Source organism: Photobacterium sp. SKA34 (assembly GCF_000153325.1).
Classification (GTDB): Bacteria; Pseudomonadota; Gammaproteobacteria; order Enterobacterales; family Vibrionaceae; genus Photobacterium.
Map to the genome: position 1 here is coordinate 104,732 of NZ_CH724147.1, position 21,590 is coordinate 126,321.

General features: G+C 40.8%; 18 protein-coding genes and 1 pseudogene. 6 read left to right on the plus strand and 13 right to left on the minus strand.

Annotation, left to right across the window (positions count from 1 at the left end; translation table 11 throughout):
- Positions 1 to 74: 74 nt before the first annotated feature.
- Together SKA34_RS22455 and aspA are read right to left on the minus strand one after the other, a co-directional pair.
- Positions 75 to 1,382: an anaerobic C4-dicarboxylate transporter gene (locus SKA34_RS22455; RefSeq protein WP_006647669.1), complete on the minus strand. Its 1,308-nt coding sequence runs from the start codon at positions 1,380 to 1,382 to the stop codon at positions 75 to 77.
- 378 nt (positions 1,383 to 1,760) lie between these two features.
- Positions 1,761 to 3,224: an aspartate ammonia-lyase gene (gene aspA / locus SKA34_RS22460; protein WP_006647668.1), complete on the minus strand. Its 1,464-nt coding sequence runs from the start codon at positions 3,222 to 3,224 to the stop codon at positions 1,761 to 1,763.
- A gap of 445 nt (positions 3,225 to 3,669) precedes the next feature.
- Here aspA and SKA34_RS22465 point away from each other — a divergent pair, with 445 nt between their 5' ends.
- Positions 3,670 to 4,185 (plus strand): FxsA family protein, encoded by a 516-nt coding sequence (locus SKA34_RS22465; RefSeq protein WP_006647667.1) that lies wholly within the window; start codon positions 3,670 to 3,672, stop codon positions 4,183 to 4,185.
- A 60-nt stretch (positions 4,186 to 4,245) separates the two neighbouring features.
- On the opposite strand, the gene SKA34_RS22470 is transcribed toward SKA34_RS22465, so the two are convergent.
- On the minus strand, positions 4,246 to 5,619 hold the full coding sequence (locus SKA34_RS22470; protein WP_006647666.1) for an MATE family efflux transporter: 1,374 nt from the start codon (positions 5,617 to 5,619) through the stop codon (positions 4,246 to 4,248).
- Positions 5,620 to 5,828: 209 nt separating this feature from the next.
- Between SKA34_RS22470 and SKA34_RS22475 the strand changes: the two genes are divergently transcribed.
- Positions 5,829 to 6,119: a co-chaperone GroES gene (locus tag SKA34_RS22475; protein ID WP_006647665.1), complete on the plus strand. Its 291-nt coding sequence runs from the start codon at positions 5,829 to 5,831 to the stop codon at positions 6,117 to 6,119.
- A 41-nt stretch (positions 6,120 to 6,160) separates the two neighbouring features.
- Positions 6,161 to 7,804, plus strand: a complete 1,644-nt coding sequence (gene groL / locus SKA34_RS22480; protein WP_006647664.1) for a chaperonin GroEL — start codon at positions 6,161 to 6,163, stop codon at positions 7,802 to 7,804.
- 887 nt (positions 7,805 to 8,691) lie between these two features.
- Here the strand turns inward: groL and SKA34_RS22485 are convergent.
- From SKA34_RS22485 to epmB, 3 genes and pseudogenes are all read right to left on the minus strand, one after another.
- The gene (locus SKA34_RS22485; RefSeq protein WP_006647663.1) at positions 8,692 to 9,150 is read right to left on the minus strand and encodes a hypothetical protein; all 459 of its coding nucleotides are present in this window, start codon (positions 9,148 to 9,150) and stop codon (positions 8,692 to 8,694) included.
- Between the two features lie 434 nt (positions 9,151 to 9,584).
- Positions 9,585 to 10,487, minus strand: a pseudogene (gene rimK, locus SKA34_RS22490) (30S ribosomal protein S6--L-glutamate ligase).
- Between the two features lie 437 nt (positions 10,488 to 10,924).
- A complete protein-coding gene (gene epmB / locus SKA34_RS22495; RefSeq protein ID WP_006647660.1) occupies positions 10,925 to 11,947 on the minus strand; it encodes an EF-P beta-lysylation protein EpmB in 1,023 nt (340 codons plus the stop codon).
- Positions 11,948 to 11,980: 33 nt separating this feature from the next.
- On the opposite strand from epmB, the gene efp reads away from it, so the two are divergent.
- Entirely contained in the window at positions 11,981 to 12,547 is a 567-nt protein-coding gene (gene efp / locus SKA34_RS22500; protein ID WP_006647659.1) for an elongation factor P, read from the plus strand.
- Between the two features lie 176 nt (positions 12,548 to 12,723).
- Here the strand turns inward: efp and frdD are convergent, their stop codons facing one another.
- From frdD to frdA, 4 genes are read right to left on the minus strand one after another with little or no spacing between them, the layout of a single operon-like run.
- Positions 12,724 to 13,086, minus strand: coding sequence for a fumarate reductase subunit FrdD (gene frdD, locus SKA34_RS22505; RefSeq protein ID WP_006647658.1), 363 nt, complete (start codon positions 13,084 to 13,086; stop codon positions 12,724 to 12,726).
- A 10-nt stretch (positions 13,087 to 13,096) separates the two neighbouring features.
- Complete coding sequence (gene frdC, locus SKA34_RS22510; RefSeq protein ID WP_006647657.1) at positions 13,097 to 13,480, minus strand: fumarate reductase subunit FrdC; 384 nt, start codon at positions 13,478 to 13,480, stop codon at positions 13,097 to 13,099.
- A 2-nt stretch (positions 13,481 to 13,482) separates the two neighbouring features.
- A complete protein-coding gene (locus tag SKA34_RS22515) occupies positions 13,483 to 14,223 on the minus strand; it encodes a succinate dehydrogenase/fumarate reductase iron-sulfur subunit (RefSeq protein ID WP_005372593.1) in 741 nt (246 codons plus the stop codon).
- The gene (gene frdA, locus SKA34_RS22520; protein WP_006647656.1) at positions 14,223 to 16,058 is read right to left on the minus strand and encodes a fumarate reductase (quinol) flavoprotein subunit; all 1,836 of its coding nucleotides are present in this window, start codon (positions 16,056 to 16,058) and stop codon (positions 14,223 to 14,225) included. Before frdA ends, SKA34_RS22515 begins: the two co-directional genes overlap by 1 nt.
- A gap of 531 nt (positions 16,059 to 16,589) precedes the next feature.
- Between frdA and epmA the strand changes: the two genes are divergently transcribed.
- Positions 16,590 to 17,558, plus strand: a complete 969-nt coding sequence (gene epmA, locus SKA34_RS22525; protein ID WP_006647655.1) for an elongation factor P--(R)-beta-lysine ligase — start codon at positions 16,590 to 16,592, stop codon at positions 17,556 to 17,558.
- A gap of 271 nt (positions 17,559 to 17,829) precedes the next feature.
- On the opposite strand, the gene SKA34_RS22530 is transcribed toward epmA, so the two are convergent.
- From SKA34_RS22530 to rsgA, 3 genes are all read right to left on the minus strand, one after another.
- On the minus strand, positions 17,830 to 18,546 hold the full coding sequence (locus SKA34_RS22530; RefSeq protein ID WP_006647654.1) for a carbonic anhydrase: 717 nt from the start codon (positions 18,544 to 18,546) through the stop codon (positions 17,830 to 17,832).
- A 302-nt stretch (positions 18,547 to 18,848) separates the two neighbouring features.
- Positions 18,849 to 19,721 (minus strand): archaetidylserine decarboxylase, encoded by an 873-nt coding sequence (asd, locus tag SKA34_RS22535; protein WP_039861136.1) that lies wholly within the window; start codon positions 19,719 to 19,721, stop codon positions 18,849 to 18,851.
- Between the two features lie 199 nt (positions 19,722 to 19,920).
- Complete coding sequence (gene rsgA, locus SKA34_RS22540; protein ID WP_006647652.1) at positions 19,921 to 20,973, minus strand: small ribosomal subunit biogenesis GTPase RsgA; 1,053 nt, start codon at positions 20,971 to 20,973, stop codon at positions 19,921 to 19,923.
- A gap of 72 nt (positions 20,974 to 21,045) precedes the next feature.
- Here rsgA and orn point away from each other — a divergent pair.
- The coding region (gene orn, locus SKA34_RS22545; RefSeq protein ID WP_005372585.1) for an oligoribonuclease at positions 21,046 to 21,590 on the plus strand (545 nt) is incomplete at its 3' end.

Genomic DNA, 21,590 nt, shown 5'->3' on the forward strand with positions numbered 1-21,590 from the left:
AATGGATGTCAAAGTTAAGACAAAAAAAAGATTGCTCAAGAGCAATCTTTTTTAATCAGTGAGGGGCTTTTGACTTAAAGTAAGAAGCCACCAACAACAAAACCAAGTGCTACGGAAGTAGAGATCGTAACTACACCAGGGACAAAGAATGGGTGGTTAAATACAAGGTTACCAATACGGGTGGAACCTGTGTCATCCATCTCTACGGCAGCCAATAGCGTTGGGTAAGTTGGAAGTACGAATAATGCACTTACTGCTGCAAATGAAGCAATCATGGTTAGCGGTGCGACGCCAATCGCCAATGCTGCAGGCATCAGTGCAACAGTTGTTGCACCTTGAGAGTAAAGTAGCATTGATGCAAAGAATAATACCAGTGATAGCATCCATGGGTAGTCACCCAATAGAGAGCCAGCAACTTCCTTAATACCATCAACGTGTGCATTAACAAACGTTGAACCTAACCATGCCACACCTAATACACAGATACAGGCTGTCATACCTGAGCGGAACGTTGGCGCAGAAGCAATTTTTGATGCATCAATTTTACATAACCAAACTGTTGCTGCGGCTGCTGTTAACATTACCGACATGATAGCTTCGTTACGACCTAGAGTTGGGTTGTCAATTAAACCAATAGAGTGCGAGATAGCAGCGGCGTAGCAAACGACAAAGATAATCGCGACTAAAAAGATGTAAGTTGCACGTTTTGCTTGAGGTTTAATTTCGCGACGGCTTGAACTCTCAGCTGTAACTAGACCTTTTGCTAGGCGTTCTTGATAAATAGGATCATCTTTTAGCTCACATCCCATAAAATTGGCAACAAAAGCGCCAACCATACAAGCAATGAATGTTGTAGGAATACAGATTGCCAGTAGTGTTACGTAACTTACGCCGATAGGTTCTAAAATACCGGAGAAAGCAACAACAGCCGCAGATATTGGAGATGCAGTAATTGCAATTTGTGAGGCAATAACGGCAATAGAAAGGGGGCGAGAGGGACGAATACCTTGGCCTTTAGCCACTTCAGCAATAACCGGTAAGGTTGAGAATGCGGTATGTCCAGTACCTGCCATTACCGTCATTAAATAGGTCACGATTGGCGCATAGAAGGTAATGCGTTTTGGATTTTTACGTAGAAAATCTTCTGCAAGTTGCACCAGCCAGTCCATACCGCCCGCAACCTGCATGGCTGCAATTGCGGTGATTACTGACATGATGATTAAGATTACATCAACAGGTATGAATGATTGGCTGGTGGGTACACCCAGTACCAATGATAACACAATGACACCTGCACCACCGGCAAAGCCAATACCGATACCGCCGATCCTTGCCCCTAAAAAGATAAAGGCAAGGACAACAAATAGCTCTATTCCAATCATAGAATTTTTCCTGTTTAAAAGTTTAAAAGTTTAAAAGTTTAAAAGTTTAAAAGTTTAAAAAATAGAAGTTAAAAATAAAAAATGAGATAAAAATAAAAATACTGTCACAGTTTTTACTATGAATAAAATTCATTTTTTTGAATTAATTATTCTTACCGTGATAATGCTCTGACGTCTATTTTTATAAAATTTCACACGAGTTTAATCCGTTCTTGTTAAGTCACAATGCTTTTAAATAAACAAAAATATCTGAGACTTATTATTGTTACAGATATTTTAACAAGGTCATATTTGCCATGAATTGAGTCAAAACAAAAAAGCTCAAAAAAAAAAGCGGGTTTTCATAAGAAAACCCGCTTTTTTTATTTTTTCAATTGCTTAGCTGTATCGTTGTGCCTTGTATTGAGGGTGCATCAAGTTTTCAATAGAGAAGATATCATTTAATTGATCTTCAGTAAGAAGACCGCGTTCTAGAACAACTTCACGTACGCTCTTTCCTGTTTCTGCACAGATTTTACCTACGATATCGCCTTCATGGTGACCAATGAATGGGTTTAAATAAGTCACGATACCGATAGAGTTAAATACGTGGCTCTCACATACATCTTTATTCACTGTGATGCCTTCGATACATTTCTCACGTAAATTAACACACGCATTTTTCAGTAAGCTGATTGACTCAAACAACGCTTGACCAATCACAGGCTCCATTACGTTAAGTTGAAGCTGACCTGCTTCTGCAGCAAAAGTAATGGTTGTATCGTTACCGATCACTTTAAAGCAAATTTGGTTAACCACTTCTGGGATAACAGGATTTACTTTTGCTGGCATGATAGAAGAGCCTGCCTGCATTTCAGGAAGGTTAATTTCGTTAATACCGGCACGAGGACCAGAAGAGAGTAGACGTAGATCGTTACAGATTTTAGATAGTTTCACTGCAGTACGTTTTAGCGCGCCGTGAACCATAACGTAAGCACCACAGTCGGATGTTGCTTCAATCAAGTCTTCTGCTGGTGTAACAGGTAGGCCTGTAATTTCAGCTAGGCGTTGAACCGCTAGGTGTTGGTAACCCGTAGCTGCATTCAAACCAGTACCGATAGCAGTTGCACCTAGGTTGACCTCAAGCAGTAATTGCGCGGTGTAATGCAGGTTTTTGATTTCTTCTTTTAGCAATACACTATAAGCATGGAATTCTTGGCCTACAGTCATAGGTACTGCGTCTTGTAGCTGAGTACGGCCCATTTTTAAGATGCTAGCAAATTCCGTTGCTTTCACATCGAAGGCTGTCTTTAGGTACTCTAATGCTTCTAGCATGTTAATGATGCTGTTATATACCGCAACGCGGAAACCAGTAGGGTAAGCACAGTTAGTTGATTGGGACTTGTTTACGTGATCGTTCGGGTTAATGATGTCATATTCGCCTTTCTCTTTGCCCATAAGCTCAAGAGCAAGGTTTGCAATCACTTCATTGGTGTTCATATTTACAGATGTGCCAGCGCCACCTTGGTATACATCAGAAGGGAATTGATCCATACAACGGCCTGTTTCTAAAATAAGATCACACGCTTGCTCGATGTAGTTACCGACATCTGAAGGGATCGCACCGAGTTCTTTGTTCGCCATTGCCGCTGCTTTTTTGGTGAAAACCATGCCGCGAACAAACTCAGGTACGTCTGAGATAGTGGTATTAGAGATATTAAAGTTTTCGATTGCACGTAGAGTGTGAATACCCCAATACGCGTCTGTTGGAACGTGACGCTTACCAAGAAGATCTTCTTCGATTCTAGTTGCAACATTCAGTGCTGCTTCGTTATTTTTTTCAAGATCAATCATCTGAGACATAATATAGCCCTTTGGGAATCTTTTAATAAAATCAATGATTAAGACAACTATCTAAGCAAAGAATCCGTTTCGCTAAGTTGAAGCAAGATGATCGTACCTGACATCTTAATTGATGCTGATAATACTCCCCTAATTGACTAAAAACATAATCCAGATCACTTTTTACGTGAGCCTGAAAATATTTGCACAAAAACGCGATCATACTCACAAATTTTGTTAACAGGCAAGTGAATTATTCATCTAAAAATGAAAAAAAATAACAATATATGAACAAATTGTTTGGGGCTGAAATGTGTTTTTAAGATCTAGTTCAAATATAACTGTTGAATTATTTGTTAACGATTTTTTATCTTAAGCGGCACGGTATTTAGAGTTTAAACATGTAATACTATATTGAGTTATTCAGTGTTTTGATAACCGATACGTTATAAAAAAGAGGTTAGGTGTGTTTGCAATATTAATGCTGCTTTTTATCGCCGTTCCAATGATTGAAATTGGCTTATTTATTCAGGTCGGTGGCTTTTTGGGTTTTTGGCCAACGATGACTTTAGTGTTTATTACTGCCGTCGTTGGGGCTTCTTTGGTACGTAGCCAAGGTTTAGCGACATTAATGTCAGTACAAACTAAGATGCAGCAAGGGCAAATGCCAGCACAAGAAATTATTGAAGGTGTACTATTAGCGGTTGCTGGAGTGTTATTGCTCACGCCTGGATTTATGACAGATGCATTAGGCATGTGTATTTTACTGCCACCTATTCGCGACAAGATTGCACAGCAATTAATGCAGAGAGTTAAAGTGCAGAGTAACTTTAATCAGTTTGGTGGTGGTTTTAGCTCGGGGTTTGATGGACAATCAAAAGGGCCGTTTAGTCATAAAAATGAGAATGGTGATGTTTTTGATGGTGAATTTGAACGTAAAGATGATCAAAATGACAACGATCAAAAACCACGTTTAAAATAAGTTTTTAAACGTTGTATATAAAAAAGGCAGCGTTAGCTGCCTTTTTTATATTTATACTATTTATATTTTAGGTGGGGTAACGATCGAGGATAAGATCGTCTTTCGTAATCGCCGCGCATACAAATAAGCACAAATACCGCCAATAACATTGGCAATAGAAATACCGATAAATAGCCCTTCCGTGCCATAATACAAGCTGCCTACCCAAGCCGTTGGTAGAAGAAAACCAAATAAACGTAACAAATTCCAAATAAGTGCATTGACGGTTTTATGTAATGCATTGAGCGCGCTAATAAGCAGCATACATACTGCTTGTAAACCATAACTGGCAGGTACGACTAATAAATAATGCCAAAGTTGGTGTTGTACCGTTGCATCACTAGAAAACAGTGAAGCTAATGGCACACTTAGTGGCACCATGGCGATAAAAATCAGCAGTTGAAATAAAATCGCGAAATGCATGGCAGAAAAAAGCGCTTCAAATGCACGTTCAGGTTTATTGGCACCAAGGTTTTGCGCCATAAATGGCATTAATGCTGAGCCCAGTGCCATCATCCCTATCACCAAAATTGATTCAATACGCATCGCTGCACCGAATGCGGCAACCGATGCGGTGCCCTGTGCGGCAAGCAATGACATTAATAAGGCGCTAGAAAATGGATTGAGTGCGTTTGATAATCCAGCAGGCGCACCAATATGTAATATCTGCTGCCAATCTGATTTTAATTTTAGGAACACTGGCGTTGTGAGTAATTTTTCACGGCGATGGAGCAAATACAGTGAAGCGGTTAATGCTACTGCCCAACTGATCCCGCTTGAGATTGCAGCGCCTTTAACACCTAATTCTGGAAACGGCCCGTAACCAAAGATTAATAAAGGGTCGAGGACACCGTTAATTAAACCAGCCATGATCATAATTTTAGCTGGGCTTTTAGCGTCGCCTGTTGCGCGTATTGCACTGTTGCCCGTCATAGGGATCACCAATAAGGGGATCGCGATGTACCAGACTGCCATATAGTCATGGATGATTGACAATAAATCCGCACTGGCGCCCATTAAGGAAAAGAGTGGATTTATCGTTAGCCAACCAACCGTTGAGCCGAGCACCATTAAAATAACGGCAAGCAATAAACCATGTGTAGTGAGTCGTGCGGCACTTTTGGTATCTCCACTTCCGAGTAAACGTCCAATGCTGGTAGAGATCCCGACACTCATTCCCATGGTGATACAGTTCAGGCCAAAGGTAACTGGAAAAGTAAAACTGACCGCGGCTAATGCATTGGTGCCAAGTAGTGAGATAAAAAATGTATCAACCAGATTAAACATTAAAATAGCAATCATACCGAATACCATTGGTACGGCTAAACGGCGTAATGCATCTGGGATCGGATCGGATAATAAGCCGTATTTATCAGGCTTGTTGTTGGTTTCCATGGCGGTCTCATTGTAAGGATGCTTGCATACCCTAATGCAAAGAATGTGATCGGGCAAAAGTTCTCAAATAAATAATGAAAAAAAATCGGTCTAAACCTTGGGTTCTCTCTAATTAGACCCAACATGATTAGTTAATAGAAAAGTCGCCAAACATCAGTTTGTGTGTACATTCATGTATGGAAATTACCAATTATCAGGAGAGACGACCGATGAATATTCGTCCTTTACACGACCGTGTTATCGTTGAGCGCCAAGAAGTTGAGTCTAAGTCTGCTGGCGGCATTGTATTAACGGGTTCTGCGGCTGAAAAATCAACACGCGGAAAAATACTTGCAGTAGGCAAAGGTCGTATTTTAGAAAACGGTTCTGTTCAGCCACTTGACGTTAAAGTTGGCGACACTGTTATCTTTGCTGAAGGCTACGGTACTAAGACTGAAAAAATCGAAGGCAAAGAAGTTCTAATCATGTCTGAAAATGACATCATGGCAATCGTTGAATAATCCGATCACATCGAATTAAAAATTAAGAAAGGAAACGCAAGATGGCTGCTAAAGACGTTAAATTTGGTAACGACGCACGAATTAAAATGCTAGAAGGTGTCAACATTCTAGCTGATGCAGTAAAAGTAACATTAGGTCCTAAAGGCCGTAACGTTGTACTAGATAAATCATTCGGTGCACCAACTATTACTAAAGATGGTGTCTCTGTTGCGCGTGAAATTGAACTGGAAGATAAATTCCAGAACATGGGCGCACAAATGGTGAAAGAAGTTGCATCACAAGCTAATGATGCGGCGGGTGACGGCACAACAACAGCAACAGTACTTGCACAAGCGATCATCGCAGAAGGTCTAAAAGCTGTCGCTGCGGGTATGAACCCTATGGATCTTAAGCGCGGTATCGACAAAGCGGTTATTGCAGCGGTTGAAGAGCTAAAAGCGTTATCAGTACCATGTGCTGATACAAAAGCTATCGCACAAGTAGGTACGATTTCTGCTAACTCTGATGTAACAGTAGGTAACCTAATTGCTGAAGCGATGGAAAAAGTAGGCCGTGATGGCGTTATCACTGTTGAAGAAGGCCAAGCACTTCAAGACGAACTAGACGTTGTTGAAGGTATGCAGTTTGACCGTGGCTACCTATCTCCATACTTCATCAACAATCAAGAAGCGGGTTCTGTTGATTTAGAAAGCCCATTCATTCTATTGGTTGATAAGAAAGTATCAAATATCCGTGAACTTCTTCCTGCACTAGAAGGCGTTGCGAAAGCATCTCGTCCTCTACTTATTATTGCAGAAGACGTTGAAGGTGAAGCGCTAGCAACATTAGTTGTGAACAACATGCGTGGCATCGTGAAAGTGGCTGCGGTTAAAGCGCCTGGTTTCGGTGACCGTCGTAAAGCAATGCTTCAAGATATCGCAGTACTAACAGCTGGTACCGTGATTTCTGAAGAGATCGGCCTGGAGCTAGAAAAAGTTCAGCTAGAAGATCTTGGTCAAGCTAAGCGCGTAACTATCACTAAAGAAAATACAACAATCATCGATGGTTCTGGTGAAGAAGCGATGATTCAAGGTCGTGTAGCGCAAATTCGTCAACAAATTGAAGATGCAAGTTCTGACTACGACAAAGAAAAACTTCAAGAGCGTGTGGCTAAACTTGCTGGCGGCGTAGCTGTTATCAAAGTTGGTGCAGCAACTGAAGTTGAAATGAAAGAAAAGAAAGACCGCGTAGAAGATGCATTACATGCAACTCGCGCTGCGGTTGAAGAAGGCGTTGTAGCAGGTGGTGGTGTTGCACTTATCCGCGCAGCATCTAAAGTTGTAGGCCTTACTGGCGACAATGAAGAACAAAACGTGGGTATTCGTGTAGCACTTCGTGCAATGGAAGCGCCTATTCGTCAAATCACGAAGAACGCAGGTGATGAAGAGTCTGTTGTTGCTAACAATGTACGTGCAGGCGAAGGTAACTACGGTTATAACGCAGCAACTGGCGTGTACGGTGATATGATTGAAATGGGTATCCTAGACCCAACAAAAGTAACCCGTTCAGCACTTCAGTTCGCAGCATCTGTTGCTGGTCTTATGATCACGACAGAAGCTATGATTACTGACAAAGCGACTGATACTCCAGCAATGCCTGATATGGGCGGTATGGGTGGTATGGGTGGCATGGGCGGTATGATGTAAGCCATTTATAACAGTAGAGATTTCTCTCTTTGTTATTTGAGAAGCCGAGCATGACGCTCGGCTTTTTTATTGCCTGATAAATATAGAACTAAGATGAGTAACATTGTTTTTATTGTTGTACATAGTTCACCGGGAATATACCTCAAAAAGCTGAACAAAAATAAATTCATTTTAAAACAATAGCTTACCTAAGTATTGCGATGTTTTACCTTATCGTTATGAAAGTGTACACCTATTTACTGCTCGGGTAATATAAAGGTGTTCATTTTGTCTTATTATTATCTCTAATACATTCAAGATAAAAATAAGGTGTGGTTGTTATAATCATGCATGAAACCAGTAAAAATAGTGTACAGCATTGTGGTTAAATAACTGCAATAACCATTACTTAGATAATAATCATATAAATATTTCTATTTATATCTATTTTAGAAAGAGACATTCTTACATCTTTATTGTGTTTAAGCTTATCCAAGGTTATTAATTAACATAAGTGTTATAAATTATATTTCTTATGAGTTAACCTTAAAAAGGTGTTCAACAAATATTCATTTAATAATATTTAATCAAATCATCGACTTTGACGTGGTCGATAAATATGATTTTCCCAGTATAATGACTGTTACTAACTATTGCTTACCTAGAAAAAAGCGTAAAAAGCTGTACGTTATTTTAAGTATTTTATTTCAATGACTTACGAGGTATATGGGAGGAGCTGTAAATGCTTATTCATTTGGTCGCAAAAAAGCTGTAATTTTTGTTTTTAGCTGTACGTGTTGATTAGGTGGGAGATCCTGATGTCTGATAGGGCTGAGAACGATAGTATTTAGCTATAAAAACGCCCCTGTATTGACAGAGGCGTAATGAATATCAAAAGAGGGAGTCTATTAGCTCTCGCTAGGTAGGTTATCCTGATTTAATGAGACCCACGCAGCCATAAAGCAAACAATGAACGACTGGATGAAACCACGTAAATCGATATCACCTTGAACTAATACATCATCGGCGTTGGGTTCCATATTAAAAGAAACGGTACGATCTTTTATGCTGAAGAATACACGACCAACCAGTACTAAGTTCTCGCCATTATCGTCTGGGTTGTAAACCATACCTGCGCCAATTTGATCGTGTTCAGTGATAGGTATAGCGCTAAACGCTAACTTTTCAGCTCCTTCAAAGCCAAAGCCAGCGTAATGCTTACTTGGATCTTCATGTTGTAATAGCTGAGAAAGCATCTCTGTATAAGTCTCTAGGGCTTCTTCTGGTACATCTTTCGTATTTACCTGTCCCATGTCAAAAGGCTTTTCATCTTCAATCATAGCAACGTTATAGGTAAAGTCTGTCATTGTTAATCCTTTGATTTTTAATATCATCATTATTATATAACGTACTAAGTTAACGTAATTTTGAACGGTCTGATAGTATTAATCTCATCAGTGATTAGTGGATGTTTTAACGATCACAGTTATAGGAATGTGACGATATATTGTTCCAAACTTTGCTTTTGTCAGTGAAAAAGTAAGCTGTTACTTACTAATTATATTAATAATAGATAAGGTATAAAGAACTCAGCGGTATCAAAGCTTTAGTTTGTCGAGGAAAAAGCTTAAAAAGCTGCACGAAATTAACTTGTTTAAAATCAACAGGTTATATTGTATATTTGAGGTTTTTACTTTCGGGTATTTTTGTTCTGCTTTTTGCTGTATTTCAAGTAAAAAGCTGATCTTTATTTAAGTTCATAATTGCCGTTGTTATGAAATATAACAACGGCGATTTCAAGTCATTGATTTAATTGAAATCTTTTGCTCTTGTTGGCATTTCTTTCAATATATTCGATGATCATACCAGCAATATCTTTGCCTGTTGCGGCTTCAATGCCTTCAAGACCTGGTGATGAGTTGACTTCCATGATTAATGGACCACGGTTAGAGCGCAGTAAATCTACACCCGCCACGCTTAATCCCATTGCTTTAGCGGCTGCAATCGCCGTTTTACGCTCTTCTGGTGTAATACGGATCAGTGATGCACTCCCACCACGGTGTAGGTTTGAGCGGAACTCACCTTCAGCTGCTTGACGCTTCATTGACGCAATCACTTTATCGCCAATCACAAAACAACGGATGTCGGCGCCACCGGCTTCTTTAATATATTCCTGAACCATAATATTGGCTTTTAAGCCCATAAAAGCCTCAATCACACTCTCTGCTGCTTTTTGAGTTTCAGCTAATACTACGCCAATCCCTTGAGTACCTTCTAATAACTTAATAACTAAAGGTGCACCACCGACCATTTTGATTAAATCAGGCACGTCATCTGGTTTACTCGCAAAGCCGGTGACAGGCATACCAACACCTTTACGACTTAATAACTGTAATGAACGTAGTTTGTCGCGTGAGCGGGAAATAGCAATTGATTGATTGACAGGGAAGACGCCCATCATTTCAAACTGACGTAATACAGAGCAGCCATAAAATGTAATGTCTGAGCCAATACGCGGAATAATGGCATCAAAGCCTGTTAAATCATTACCCTCAAAGTGAATCGAAGGCTGCACGGAGTTGATGTTCATATAACAACGTAGTGCATTAATAATCACAGCTTCATGTCATCGTTGCTCACAAGCTTCAACAAGACGACGGGTGGAGTATAGGTTAGCGTTTTGCGACAAAATGCCAATTTTCATTGCGTTACTCGCGACAAATAAGAAGTGATAGTCAGCAGCGTTAAGTTTGGCGAACTTGTTAAATATATGCTGCTGTATGAGTCGCGACTATGCGCTTAAAACAATAAAAAATCGATAGCCTTAACGATGATTTTTTTGATTGTCTTCGATAATTTTATTTATCGAAGAAGTATAAGTAACATTATGTTTTTTTTAATGTGTGTATAAATCATATTACATTACTAATGCTTGGTTGTTATTTTTCTTGAAAAGCTGCACGCGTTGTTTTAATTATTATTAATCAATCTCTTATGTTTCGGTTGTCATATTGCTTTAAGTGGTCTTGATTATTCGTTCATCTTTTTGGTGTGTTTTTAATAAAAAGGTGTTCATTTTGTTTTGGGTGTAAAAAAAGACGATTTAATCGTCTTTTTTCGTGTTGCTGTTGGGTTTATGGCCTATTCAAGCAGTAAGTCCAGCGGCGTTTTACTGGCTCGTCCACCGATTTCTCTGGTGAGTTTAGGGACTAAGTACCCTGAGACTTGAGTGATTAACCCTGCTATTAATTGACGTGCCGTTTCATCATCTATCATAAAATGGGCTGCGCCTTGTACACGGTCTAAGACATGGAGGTAATAAGGTTGAATGCCAGCATCAAATAATGCTTCGCTGAGGTCTGTTAATGCCTTTACAGAGTCATTAACGCCTTTTAGCAGTACGCCTTGGTTAAGTAAGGTGACATTGGCTTGTTTTAGTTTGCCCATTGCAGTGGTTAGCGCATCATCGATTTCGTTTGCATGATTAATATGAGTCACCAAAATCGTTTGTAAACGCGTCTCTGCCAGTATTTGACACAAATTATCGGTAATACGATTAGGGATCACCACAGGTAGCCTGCTGTGGATGCGTAGGCGCTTGATATGAGGTATTGCTGCTATATGCTCAACAAGCCATTGGAGCTCATGATCTTTAGCCATTAAAGGATCGCCACCGGACAAAATTACTTCATTGATTTCAGGATGGGCGGCGATGTACTCAAGGCTCTGCTGCCATTGATGTTTGTTACCTTTATTGTCGCTATATGGGAAATGGCGACGGAAACAATAACGGCAGTTTACCGCACAGCCACCTTTGACTATCAGCAATACACGATTGTGGTATTTATGCAGTAACCCTGGAATATCGTTCTGCTGTTCTTTAAGGGGATCGATAGAGTAACCTTGGTGAACTTCGAATTCTTGCTCTAAGGGTAAAATTTGACGTAAAAGTGGATCATGTGGGTTGCCGATTTCCATTTTATCAATAAAGCTCAATGGAACACGTAGCGCAAACAGTTTCCTTGCGGCGAGGCCATTTTCCCATGGTGTGGGATCAATTTTGAGCAATTTGAGCAACTGAAAGGGATCAGATATCGCATTCGATAGATCATTAAGCCAGTTTTGCTCAACAGATGGCACGTTTAGGGGTATGATATGCGACATTAAATACAACTCGAAGATGTTAAGAGGATTAGAATGGCGTCTTTCAGCACCAATGAATTCCGCGGCGGAATGAAAATTATGCTAGATAATGAACCATGTGTCATTATCGAAAATGAATTTGTTAAGCCTGGTAAAGGTCAAGCGTTCAACCGCGTACGAATCCGTAAACTTATTTCTGGTAAAGTTTTAGAGAAGACTTTTAAATCAGGTGAAACAGTTGAAGCTGCGGACGTAATCGATACTGATCTTGATTACCTATACAACGATGGTGAATTCTATCACTTCATGAACAACGAAACGTTTGAGCAAATTGCTGCTGACGTTAAAGCGGTTGGTGATAATGCTAAGTGGTTAGTTGAAAACGATCCGTGTACATTAACGCTTTGGAACGGTAACCCTATTGTTGTAACACCACAGAACTTTGTTGAGTTAGAAGTAACGGAAACAGATCCTGGTCTTAAAGGTGATACACAAGGTACTGGCGGTAAGCCAGCAACACTAAGTACTGGTGCTGTTGTTCGTGTACCTCTATTTATCGCTATCGGCGAAGTGATCAAAGTTGATACTCGCTCTGGTGAATACGTAAGCCGCGTTAAGTAATTAATCGGTTTATAAGGTCGTTATATCATTAACGATGAAAAGGTCGCGTAAGCGGCCTTTTTTGTTTCTATTTTTTGATATTGATGGAAAAAGGTAAATTAGAAATAGTCGCTATCATAAAATTTAGATAATAAAAAAGCACCGCTAGCGGTGCTTTTTGTGTTTTTGTATACAGCTTAAATCATGAATACAAAAATAATGGATAGAGCGGTGATCAAAAACGCAAATGCGTAACAAATAATCTTACCGACTACACCTGCATGGATTTTTAAATCATGCATACCGTGGTGCAAACGGTGCATCGCATGCCACATGGGTAGCGACAGAGTTGCGATAACAAATAGCGCACCAATAAAGTTTGTTGCGAAATCTGCTGCGCGATCGTAAGTCATTGCTTCTGGGCTAATAATGCCAAGAGGAACAAGAATACCGAGTACTAAAATCGTAACCGGTGTGATCATTGCAAACCAAGTACCGCCAGCACCGAACAGACTCCACCATACTGGCTCGTCAGAACGCTTAGGATGTAAATTAACCACGACGGACTCCTTAAACTATCGCAAGAACAAACAAGGTAATAACAGCAACAACAGCCCACTGAGCAAGAATGATAATTTTCTTATCAAGCAATTTGCCTTTAATACGAATAGGCACAACTTGCGGCATCATATTGAAGTAGGTGAATGCGTGGAATAGGCTACCTGCAAGGGCAAGAATATTTAAAATAATCACAATAGGGTTAGCCATGAAATCTAACCAGCCTTGCCATGCTTCTGGACCTTTTACTAGGCTACCTAAACCAAAGGTTAAGCAGATTGTAAAAAAGATCAAAGGTAGTACTGTTGCTTCGCGGATCATGTAGAAGCGATAGAAAGAGCTTTCTTTCCACCAAGTACGCTTCATTTCACGAACGTAAGGTTTACGATTGCTCATCCTTATGCCTCCATCGGTTTGATCATCGCAATAACGAAATCTTTAGAAGATTCCACTTTGCCTTGGTTAACAGCCGCAGCTGGATCAACATGCTTAGGACAGACTTCCGAGCAGTAACCTACAAATGTACAGCCCCACGCACCGTTTTCGCCATTGATAAGCTCCATACGCTCATGTTGACCGTTATCACGGCTATCAAGGTTGTAACGGTGAGCCAGAGTCAATGCCGCAGGGCCAATAAACTCAGGGTTTAAACCAAACTGAGGACACGCGGCGTAACACAAACCACAGTTAATACAGCCTGCAAATTGCTTGTATTTCGCCATTTGCTCTGGTGTTTGTAGGTTTGTACCATCTTCAGGCGTGCGGTCGTTACCAATTATGTATGGCTTAATCGCTTCAAGGCGCTCAATAAATGGCGTCATATCGACAATTAAATCTTTTTCAATCGCAAAATTTGCTAATGGCTCAATTTTCACACCGTTAGGGTAGTCACGTAAAAAGCTCTTACATGCAAGCTTTGGCACGCCATTTACCATCATGCCGCAAGAGCCACAGATAGCCATACGACAAGACCAACGGTAGGATAAATCCTTATCTAGGTGGTCTTTAATGTAACCAAGCGCATCAAGAACAGACATGGTTTCATTGAACGGTACTTCGAATTTTTCTAGGTACGGTTCTGCGTCTTTTGCTGGGTCATAACGCAGAATTTCAACTGATTGAATGCGAGTCGCTGACATTATGCCTTTTCCTCTTGTTGCTCTGTGGCTGCTAGTTTTTCAGCAGAGTCTTTTGCTGCAGCTTCGTCAGCGGCAGCACCATATAGACGTGCTTTAGGTTGAGATTTGGTGATCGTTACATGGCTGTAATCGATAATTGGTGCTGCGCCATTGTTGTAAAACGCTAACGTGTGTTTTAGGTAGTTCACATCATCACGTTCAGTACAACCATCATCTAAGCGTTGGTGTGCACCACGAGATTCTCTACGATTGATCGCTGAGTGTGCCATCGCTTCAGCCACTTCTAGGCCGTAACCAATTTCAATTGCGTATAGCAGATCGGTGTTAAAGACTTTGCCTTTATCTTGAATTGAGATGTGCTTGTAACGCTCTTTTAGCTCAGCCAACTTATCAATCGTTGCCTGCATTAAATCTTCTTGACGGTAGATACCACAACCGGCTTCCATGGTGTGACCCATTTCAGTGCGGATCTCTGCCCAGTTCTCATCACCTTCTTGTGCCATTAAGGCGTCAATACGTGCTTGAACAGCATCAATTTGTGCATTGATTGATGCGTCATTCCAACCTGTGAATTCTTCAGCACGTTTAACCGCGTGCTCACCAGCAACACGACCAAATACCACGAACTCTGCTAATGAGTTAGAGCCTAAACGGTTGGCTCCGTGAAGACCGACAGAAGCACATTCACCCACAGCAAATAAACCTTTAATGCGAGTTTCACATTCGCCATTTGTTTCAATACCACCCATGGTGTAGTGAACAGTAGGGCGAATTGGGATCGGCTCTTTCGCTGGATCCACGTTGACGTAGGCTTTTGCTAATTCACAGATGAACGGTAGACGTTCATGTAAGTATTCTTCACCAAGATGGCGTAGATCTAGGTGTACAACATCACCAAGTGGGTGCTTGATGGTGTTACCTTTTTGTTGTTCATGCCAGAAAGCCTGTGACACTTTGTCACGAGGGCCTAATTCCATGTATTTGTTCTTTGGTTGGCCCACCGGTGTTTCAGGGCCCATGCCGTAGTCTTGCAAGTAACGGTAACCGTTTTTATTTACAATGATACCGCCTTCACCACGACAACCTTCTGTCATCAGGATACCTGTACCCGGAAGACCTGTTGGGTGATATTGTACAAATTCCATATCACGTAGTGGAATACCGTGACGGTAAGCCATTGCCATCCCATCGCCAGTTACGATACCACCATTAGTATTACAGTGATAAACACGACCTGCGCCGCCCGTTGCTAGGATCACTGATTTTGCTTTAATACAAATCAATTCGCCTTCAGACATGTGGATTGCAATTAGACCTTGTACTTCACCGTCTTCAACTAAAAGATCAACCACAAAATATTCATCAAAACGTTTGATTTGAGAATACTTAATTGAGGTTTGGAATAAGGTGTGTAGCATGTGGAAGCCAGTCTTATCAGCAGCAAACCATGTACGCTCAACTTTCATACCACCGAAACGACGAACGTTTACTTCACCGTTTACTTCACCGTTTTCTTTACGGCTCCATGGGCAGCCCCATTGTTCCATTTGGATCATTTCACGAGTGGCGTTCTCAACGAAATATTCCACAACGTCCTGTTCACATAACCAGTCACCACCGCCAACGGTATCGTTGAAATGGTTATCTAAGCTATCTTCGTCCTTGATCACGGCAGCAGAGCCACCTTCCGCCGCAACAGTGTGCGAACGCATTGGATACACTTTTGAGATCAGTGCAATTTCTAGTTCTGGGTTAGCTTCTGCAGCAGCGATGGCAGAACGTAGGCCTGCACCACCTGCGCCGATTACAGCGATATCTGTGGTAATAGTCTTCACAGCTATCCTCCGAAGGTAAGACGGTAAAAATTGAACAGACGCGCACGGCGCATCTATCCTTGAAATCCTGAGCGCATTTTATGAAACCTTGTGATTAGATACATTGATTTAGACGCATGTTTTTGCCTAAATGGTCAAAAAATGTAAGAAGATTACATAACCTGTGATATTTATCACAATCGGTTATGTTTTTAAATTGTTATCTCTTTGTATTTGTTGGTTTTTATGTTTATTGGATGTTAATAAATACATGTGGGGGATTGTGTTTTTTCTTAGGGTTTCTTTCTAAATTGCTGATAAAAAGACAAATAAAGTGATGGTTTAGTGAGGAGGATGTGAGTGTTGAAAGCTATCAATTTAATATTAAGTTTTCATCAGTGAGAAAAAAGAGAGGATACTTTTTTCATAATTTATTCATATCTCTATCAGGTATAGAGACTTTGTTGCGATCTCTTGTTGGAATCAGCGACGTTTATTGTTGAGCTCTGATAAAATGTGAGCATTACTCAATTTCATCAAAGAAGAAAGTTTATGTCTACTTGGCAACCTACTGCATCTATCGAGCAACTCAAAAAACGCGCTCATCTGTTAGCGGTTATTCGTCAGTTTTTCGCCGCTCGTGATGTGATGGAGGTCGATACTCCTGCCATGAGTCAAGCAACGGTGACGGATGTACACTTGCATACTTTTCAAACAGAGTTTGTAGGGCCTGGGTATGCTGATGGGCAAACGTTATTTTTAATGACCAGCCCCGAATTTCACATGAAACGATTACTTTCCGCGGGAAGTGGTGCGATTTATCAGATCTGCAAATCTTTTCGTAATGAAGAATCGGGTCGTTACCATAACCCTGAATTCACGATGTTAGAGTGGTACCGCCCTAACTTTGATCACCATTTACTCATGAATGAAATGAATGATTTACTGCAATTAGTTTTAGGTTGTGGTGCAGCTGAAAAGACGACCTACCAACAAGCCTTTATTAACCAACTTGGCGTGTGTCCTTTAACTGGCACAATGATGGAACTTAAAGCGGCCGCTGCAACTCTTGGGCTGTCCGATATTGCCGAACCTGAAGACGATCGCGATACCTTATTACAGTTGCTGTTTAGCATTGGCGTTGAAGGTAAAATTGGTCAGCATGTACCGGCTTTTGTTTATGATTTTCCTGCTTCGCAAGCGGCATTAGCGCAAATTAACCCAACGGACCCTCGTGTGGCAGAGCGCTTTGAGGTGTATTTTAAAGGTATTGAATTGGCGAATGGCTTTCATGAGTTAGCGAATGGTGATGAGCAATTACAACGTTTTGAGCAAGATAATCAAAAGCGTTTAGAGATGGGATTAAAGCTTCAACCGATAGATATGAACTTAGTAAACGCACTACGTGCAGGTTTCCCTGACTGTGCGGGTGTCGCCTTAGGTATCGACCGGTTGATCATGTTGGCATTAGGACTTGATCACATTGAAAAAGTGACGGCCTTTCCTATTGATAGAGCATAATCGACAACATTGTTGAGACGTTACGTTTGCTATAAACGTAAAAAAGCACGGTAAAAATTACCGTGCTTTTTTATTAAGTAAGATAAATTTAACTGATACGTCCAAGATGCAGATAAACATCAAGAGATGACGGTATCAGGGCGACCGCAAATTTACCTAAAACAGCTTAATTCATTTAGATAGACAGCAAGTAGGATTTCAAGGCGTCTTATCTTTAATGATCTAATATAGAGAACTCAACCTTTAAATGCAAGTAGTTCTCATTACGTGGTTATTTAACGATAATTCGAGCGTTAATGGGTTGTACTGGTCGGTTGTTATTGCTCATGATTTTATGCAGTTTCTCGGTTTGATCTTTTGAGCTGAATTGTGGTGTTTCTAAAACAAACCAGCGGACACCTTCGGTACATGGTGGTGTCGTTAGTGAACCATTGAATTGATAGTATTCTCGCTCGCGAGGAAGAAGGTTATTCGGGCTCAGATCATCGGTGAAATCGATGGTATTACCTTTAGTTGGGATGTTTTTGAGTAAAGAGCTAAGAGCATTGTTCTCACGCAGGCCGTTTTCAAACATCACAGCAATAACGGCGATATTGCCTTTATCATCGACATTCACAAAATGCGCCTCTAACGGGTATTGCTTACCGTTGATTAAGTTTTCAGATGGCGTATGGAAATGAATTTGCCTCAAGGTATACGTATCTCCATCCACAATCAGCTTATTATCACCACTTACGAGTGCTTCTACTGTATGCCCATTATTGGTGATATCTGTGATTTTTCCATCGTACTCAATCTGCAGTGGGGCAAGGTTTGTTTGCAGCGCAGAAGTAATGTTAATTGGGCTTTGATTTTTACCTAATCCGCATATTGGATAGCTTTCAGCCCAGTGTTCGTTGCTTTTGCCATAGCCCCAGTCAGCGGCTTGTGCATTTAGAGACACTCCTGCAAGGAGAGAAAGAAGAACTAAAGATGCTTTTTTTATCATGTGAAAACCTTTGTTATATAGCATTTATATAGTGAAAAATCGGCGCGTTGGTATTGTCAGATTATGAGCTGAAATAACGGCATTTATTCTAGATAGGTATGATGGTAAGTCGAATACGAGAGAAAGGAAAATAAGATTATCGTTGTTAAGAGATTACGGTATTGAGAGTGGAGGAAATGTCATATTCTTTAGTGCAATTGTTGATCGATGATTGCATGGAGTCGTCAACTAAAGCCCAGTGTTTATTGATATTGAGGATAAGAAAAAAGGGCTAAGATAGCCCTTTTTTCTTTTATCTATTATTACAGCTCTTGGGGTATTTGCTCTGCGTAAGGCTGACCCATACGTGTTGTTTGCAGTGGTTTCATTTCCTCTACAAAACGTACCGTACTTTTAGGGAATAAGTTGATTACTGTAGAACCGAGCTTAAAGCGGCCCATTTCTTCACCTTTTTTCAGGCTAATTGCTTCAGTACCTGTGGCGGGGTAATCCCAGCGACGTACTTCTGGGCCTGTTGGCGGTGTTACTGTTCCTGCCCACGTCGTTTCGATACTGCCTACAATCGTGGCACCAACCAGTATTTGTGCTAATGGACCAAACTCGGTATCAAAAATACACACAACACGCTCGTTACGTGCAAATAGATTAGGGACATTTTCTGCAGTTAGTGGGTTAACTGAGAAAAGATCGCCGGGTACATAAATCATTTGGCGCAGCACACCATCGCATGGCATGTGAACACGGTGGTAATCGCTCGGTGATAAATATAGTGTCGCGAAATCACCGCCCATAAATTTATCGGCAAGACTTTTATCGCCACCTAATAGTTCACAAGCATCAAAATAGTGACCTTTTGCTTGGAATAAGCGACCTTCTTTGATTGGACCGAGTTGACTAACACAAGCATCTGCTGGGTGGCTAATGATACGTGTATCTTCATTAATTGGACGTGCACCATCTTTTAATTCGCGAACAAAGAAAGCGTTAAACGTCGGGTAAGCCGTAGGATCGGAATTACGTGCTTCTGCCATATCAACATTGTATTGTTTGATGAACCAACGAATAATCGCTGTGGTTACTTTGCCGCCTTCTAATGAAGCCAGTTTGCCCACTAAACGTGTTAGCGCATGCTTTGGCATACAATATTGCAGGCCGATTTTTATCTTATCTAGCACAATTAATCTTCCGAAAAATACCAATTAATCAATAGTCTAGCTGTTTCTGCCAGAGACAAAGAACAACCCTAACCGGCAATGATACCTAACTCTTATGGGAAAGTCAGGTTATCTGCATGGGTGGCTAAGAGTTTGAGAGTCGAGTCCAAAAATGGAGTTCATCCCTAAAAGAGTATAGTTACTCTTTTAGGGGAGGGGTTCAGTCAGGTTTGTTACGAGAAAATTGTCGGTTAGCGACATTTTCCGACATGCTTTCAATTATCTTATGATAGCTATTGAAACGGTCTTGGCTAATTTCACCTTTTTCAACGGCTTCACGTAAAATACAGCCTGGATCGTTTTTGTGTTTACAATCGCGGAATTTACACCCACCAAGGTAATCACGGAATTCAACGAAAGCTTCTGTTACTTGCTCTGATTCTAAATGCCACAAGCCAAATTCACGCACTCCAGGTGAATCAATCAGATCACCACCTTCTTCAAAGTGATATAAACGTGCTGCTGTCGTAGTATGTTGACCTAACCCTGAGTTACTTGAAACATCACCGATATCAGCTTCAACTTCAGGCATTAACGCATTAACCATACTTGATTTGCCAACACCTGATTGTCCGGCAAAAATACTGGTATGATCTTTTAAGTCTTGCTTTAAGCCATCTAAGCCTTCGCCTGTATCGGTACTGACTAAGCGAACGTGGTAACCAATCTTCTCGTATTGTGCGAGTTTTTGTTCAACACCTTTACGCTCGTCTGCGCTTAATAAATCGACTTTGTTTACGACAATAAGCGGCTTTATGCCGATAGTTTCTGCGGCAATAATATAGCGATCGATTATGTTAAGTGATAGCTCCGGTAAAATAGCAGAGACGATAACAATACGGTCAACGTTGGCTGCTACCGCTTTTACGCCATCATAGTAATCAGGACGAGTCAACATTGACTGGCGTTCATGTACCGCCTCAACTACGCCAGCAATACCTTGTAGGGTTTCAACCCCTGGACGCCAAACAACACGATCGCCAGAGACGAGGCTTTGAATGCTGCGACGTAAGTTACAGCGATGAATTATGCCTGTTTCGGGATCTTCGACATCAGCATGTTGGCCGAAACGAGTGATCACCAGTCCTTCTCGCGCATTTTCTAATAATGACTCATCCCATTGGACGTCATTTTTTTCGCGAGTAAGGCGTTTATTTTGGTTTGAGCGGACGCGTCGGCTCTGACCTTTAGTTAGCTTTTTCTTTTTTGCCACAAGAATATCATTCAATTTGGTTAGCTTTCGGTATTATCATACATGGTTTAGTCACAAAATAGGCAATATCGAATGACAATCAGCGACAAGAATCTCATTTGGATCGATCTGGAAATGACAGGATTAGATCCAGAAACCCATAAAATCATTGAAATAGCGACAATTGTTACTGATCCTCAACTTAATATTTTAGCGGAAGGTCCTGTACTTGCGATCCATCAGCCTGAGGCTGAGTTGGATAAAATGGATGATTGGTGCACAAATACACACACAAATAGTGGTTTAGTTGAGCGTATTCGTAAAAGTACCGTGACAGAGCAACAAGCGGTTGCACAAACAATTGCATTTTTAGAGCAGTGGGTTCCTAAAGGCGCTTCACCTATTTGTGGTAATAGTATTGGTCAGGATCGTCGTTTCTTATACAAACACATGCCTGAGCTTGAGCAATACTTCCATTACCGTTATTTAGATGTCAGCACTCTAAAAGAATTAACGCGTCGATGGAAACCTGAACTATTAGATGGTCTTAATAAAAAAGGTAGTCACTTAGCGCTTGATGATATTCGCGACTCAATTGATGAATTACGCTACTATCGAGAGAATATATTTACAATTTG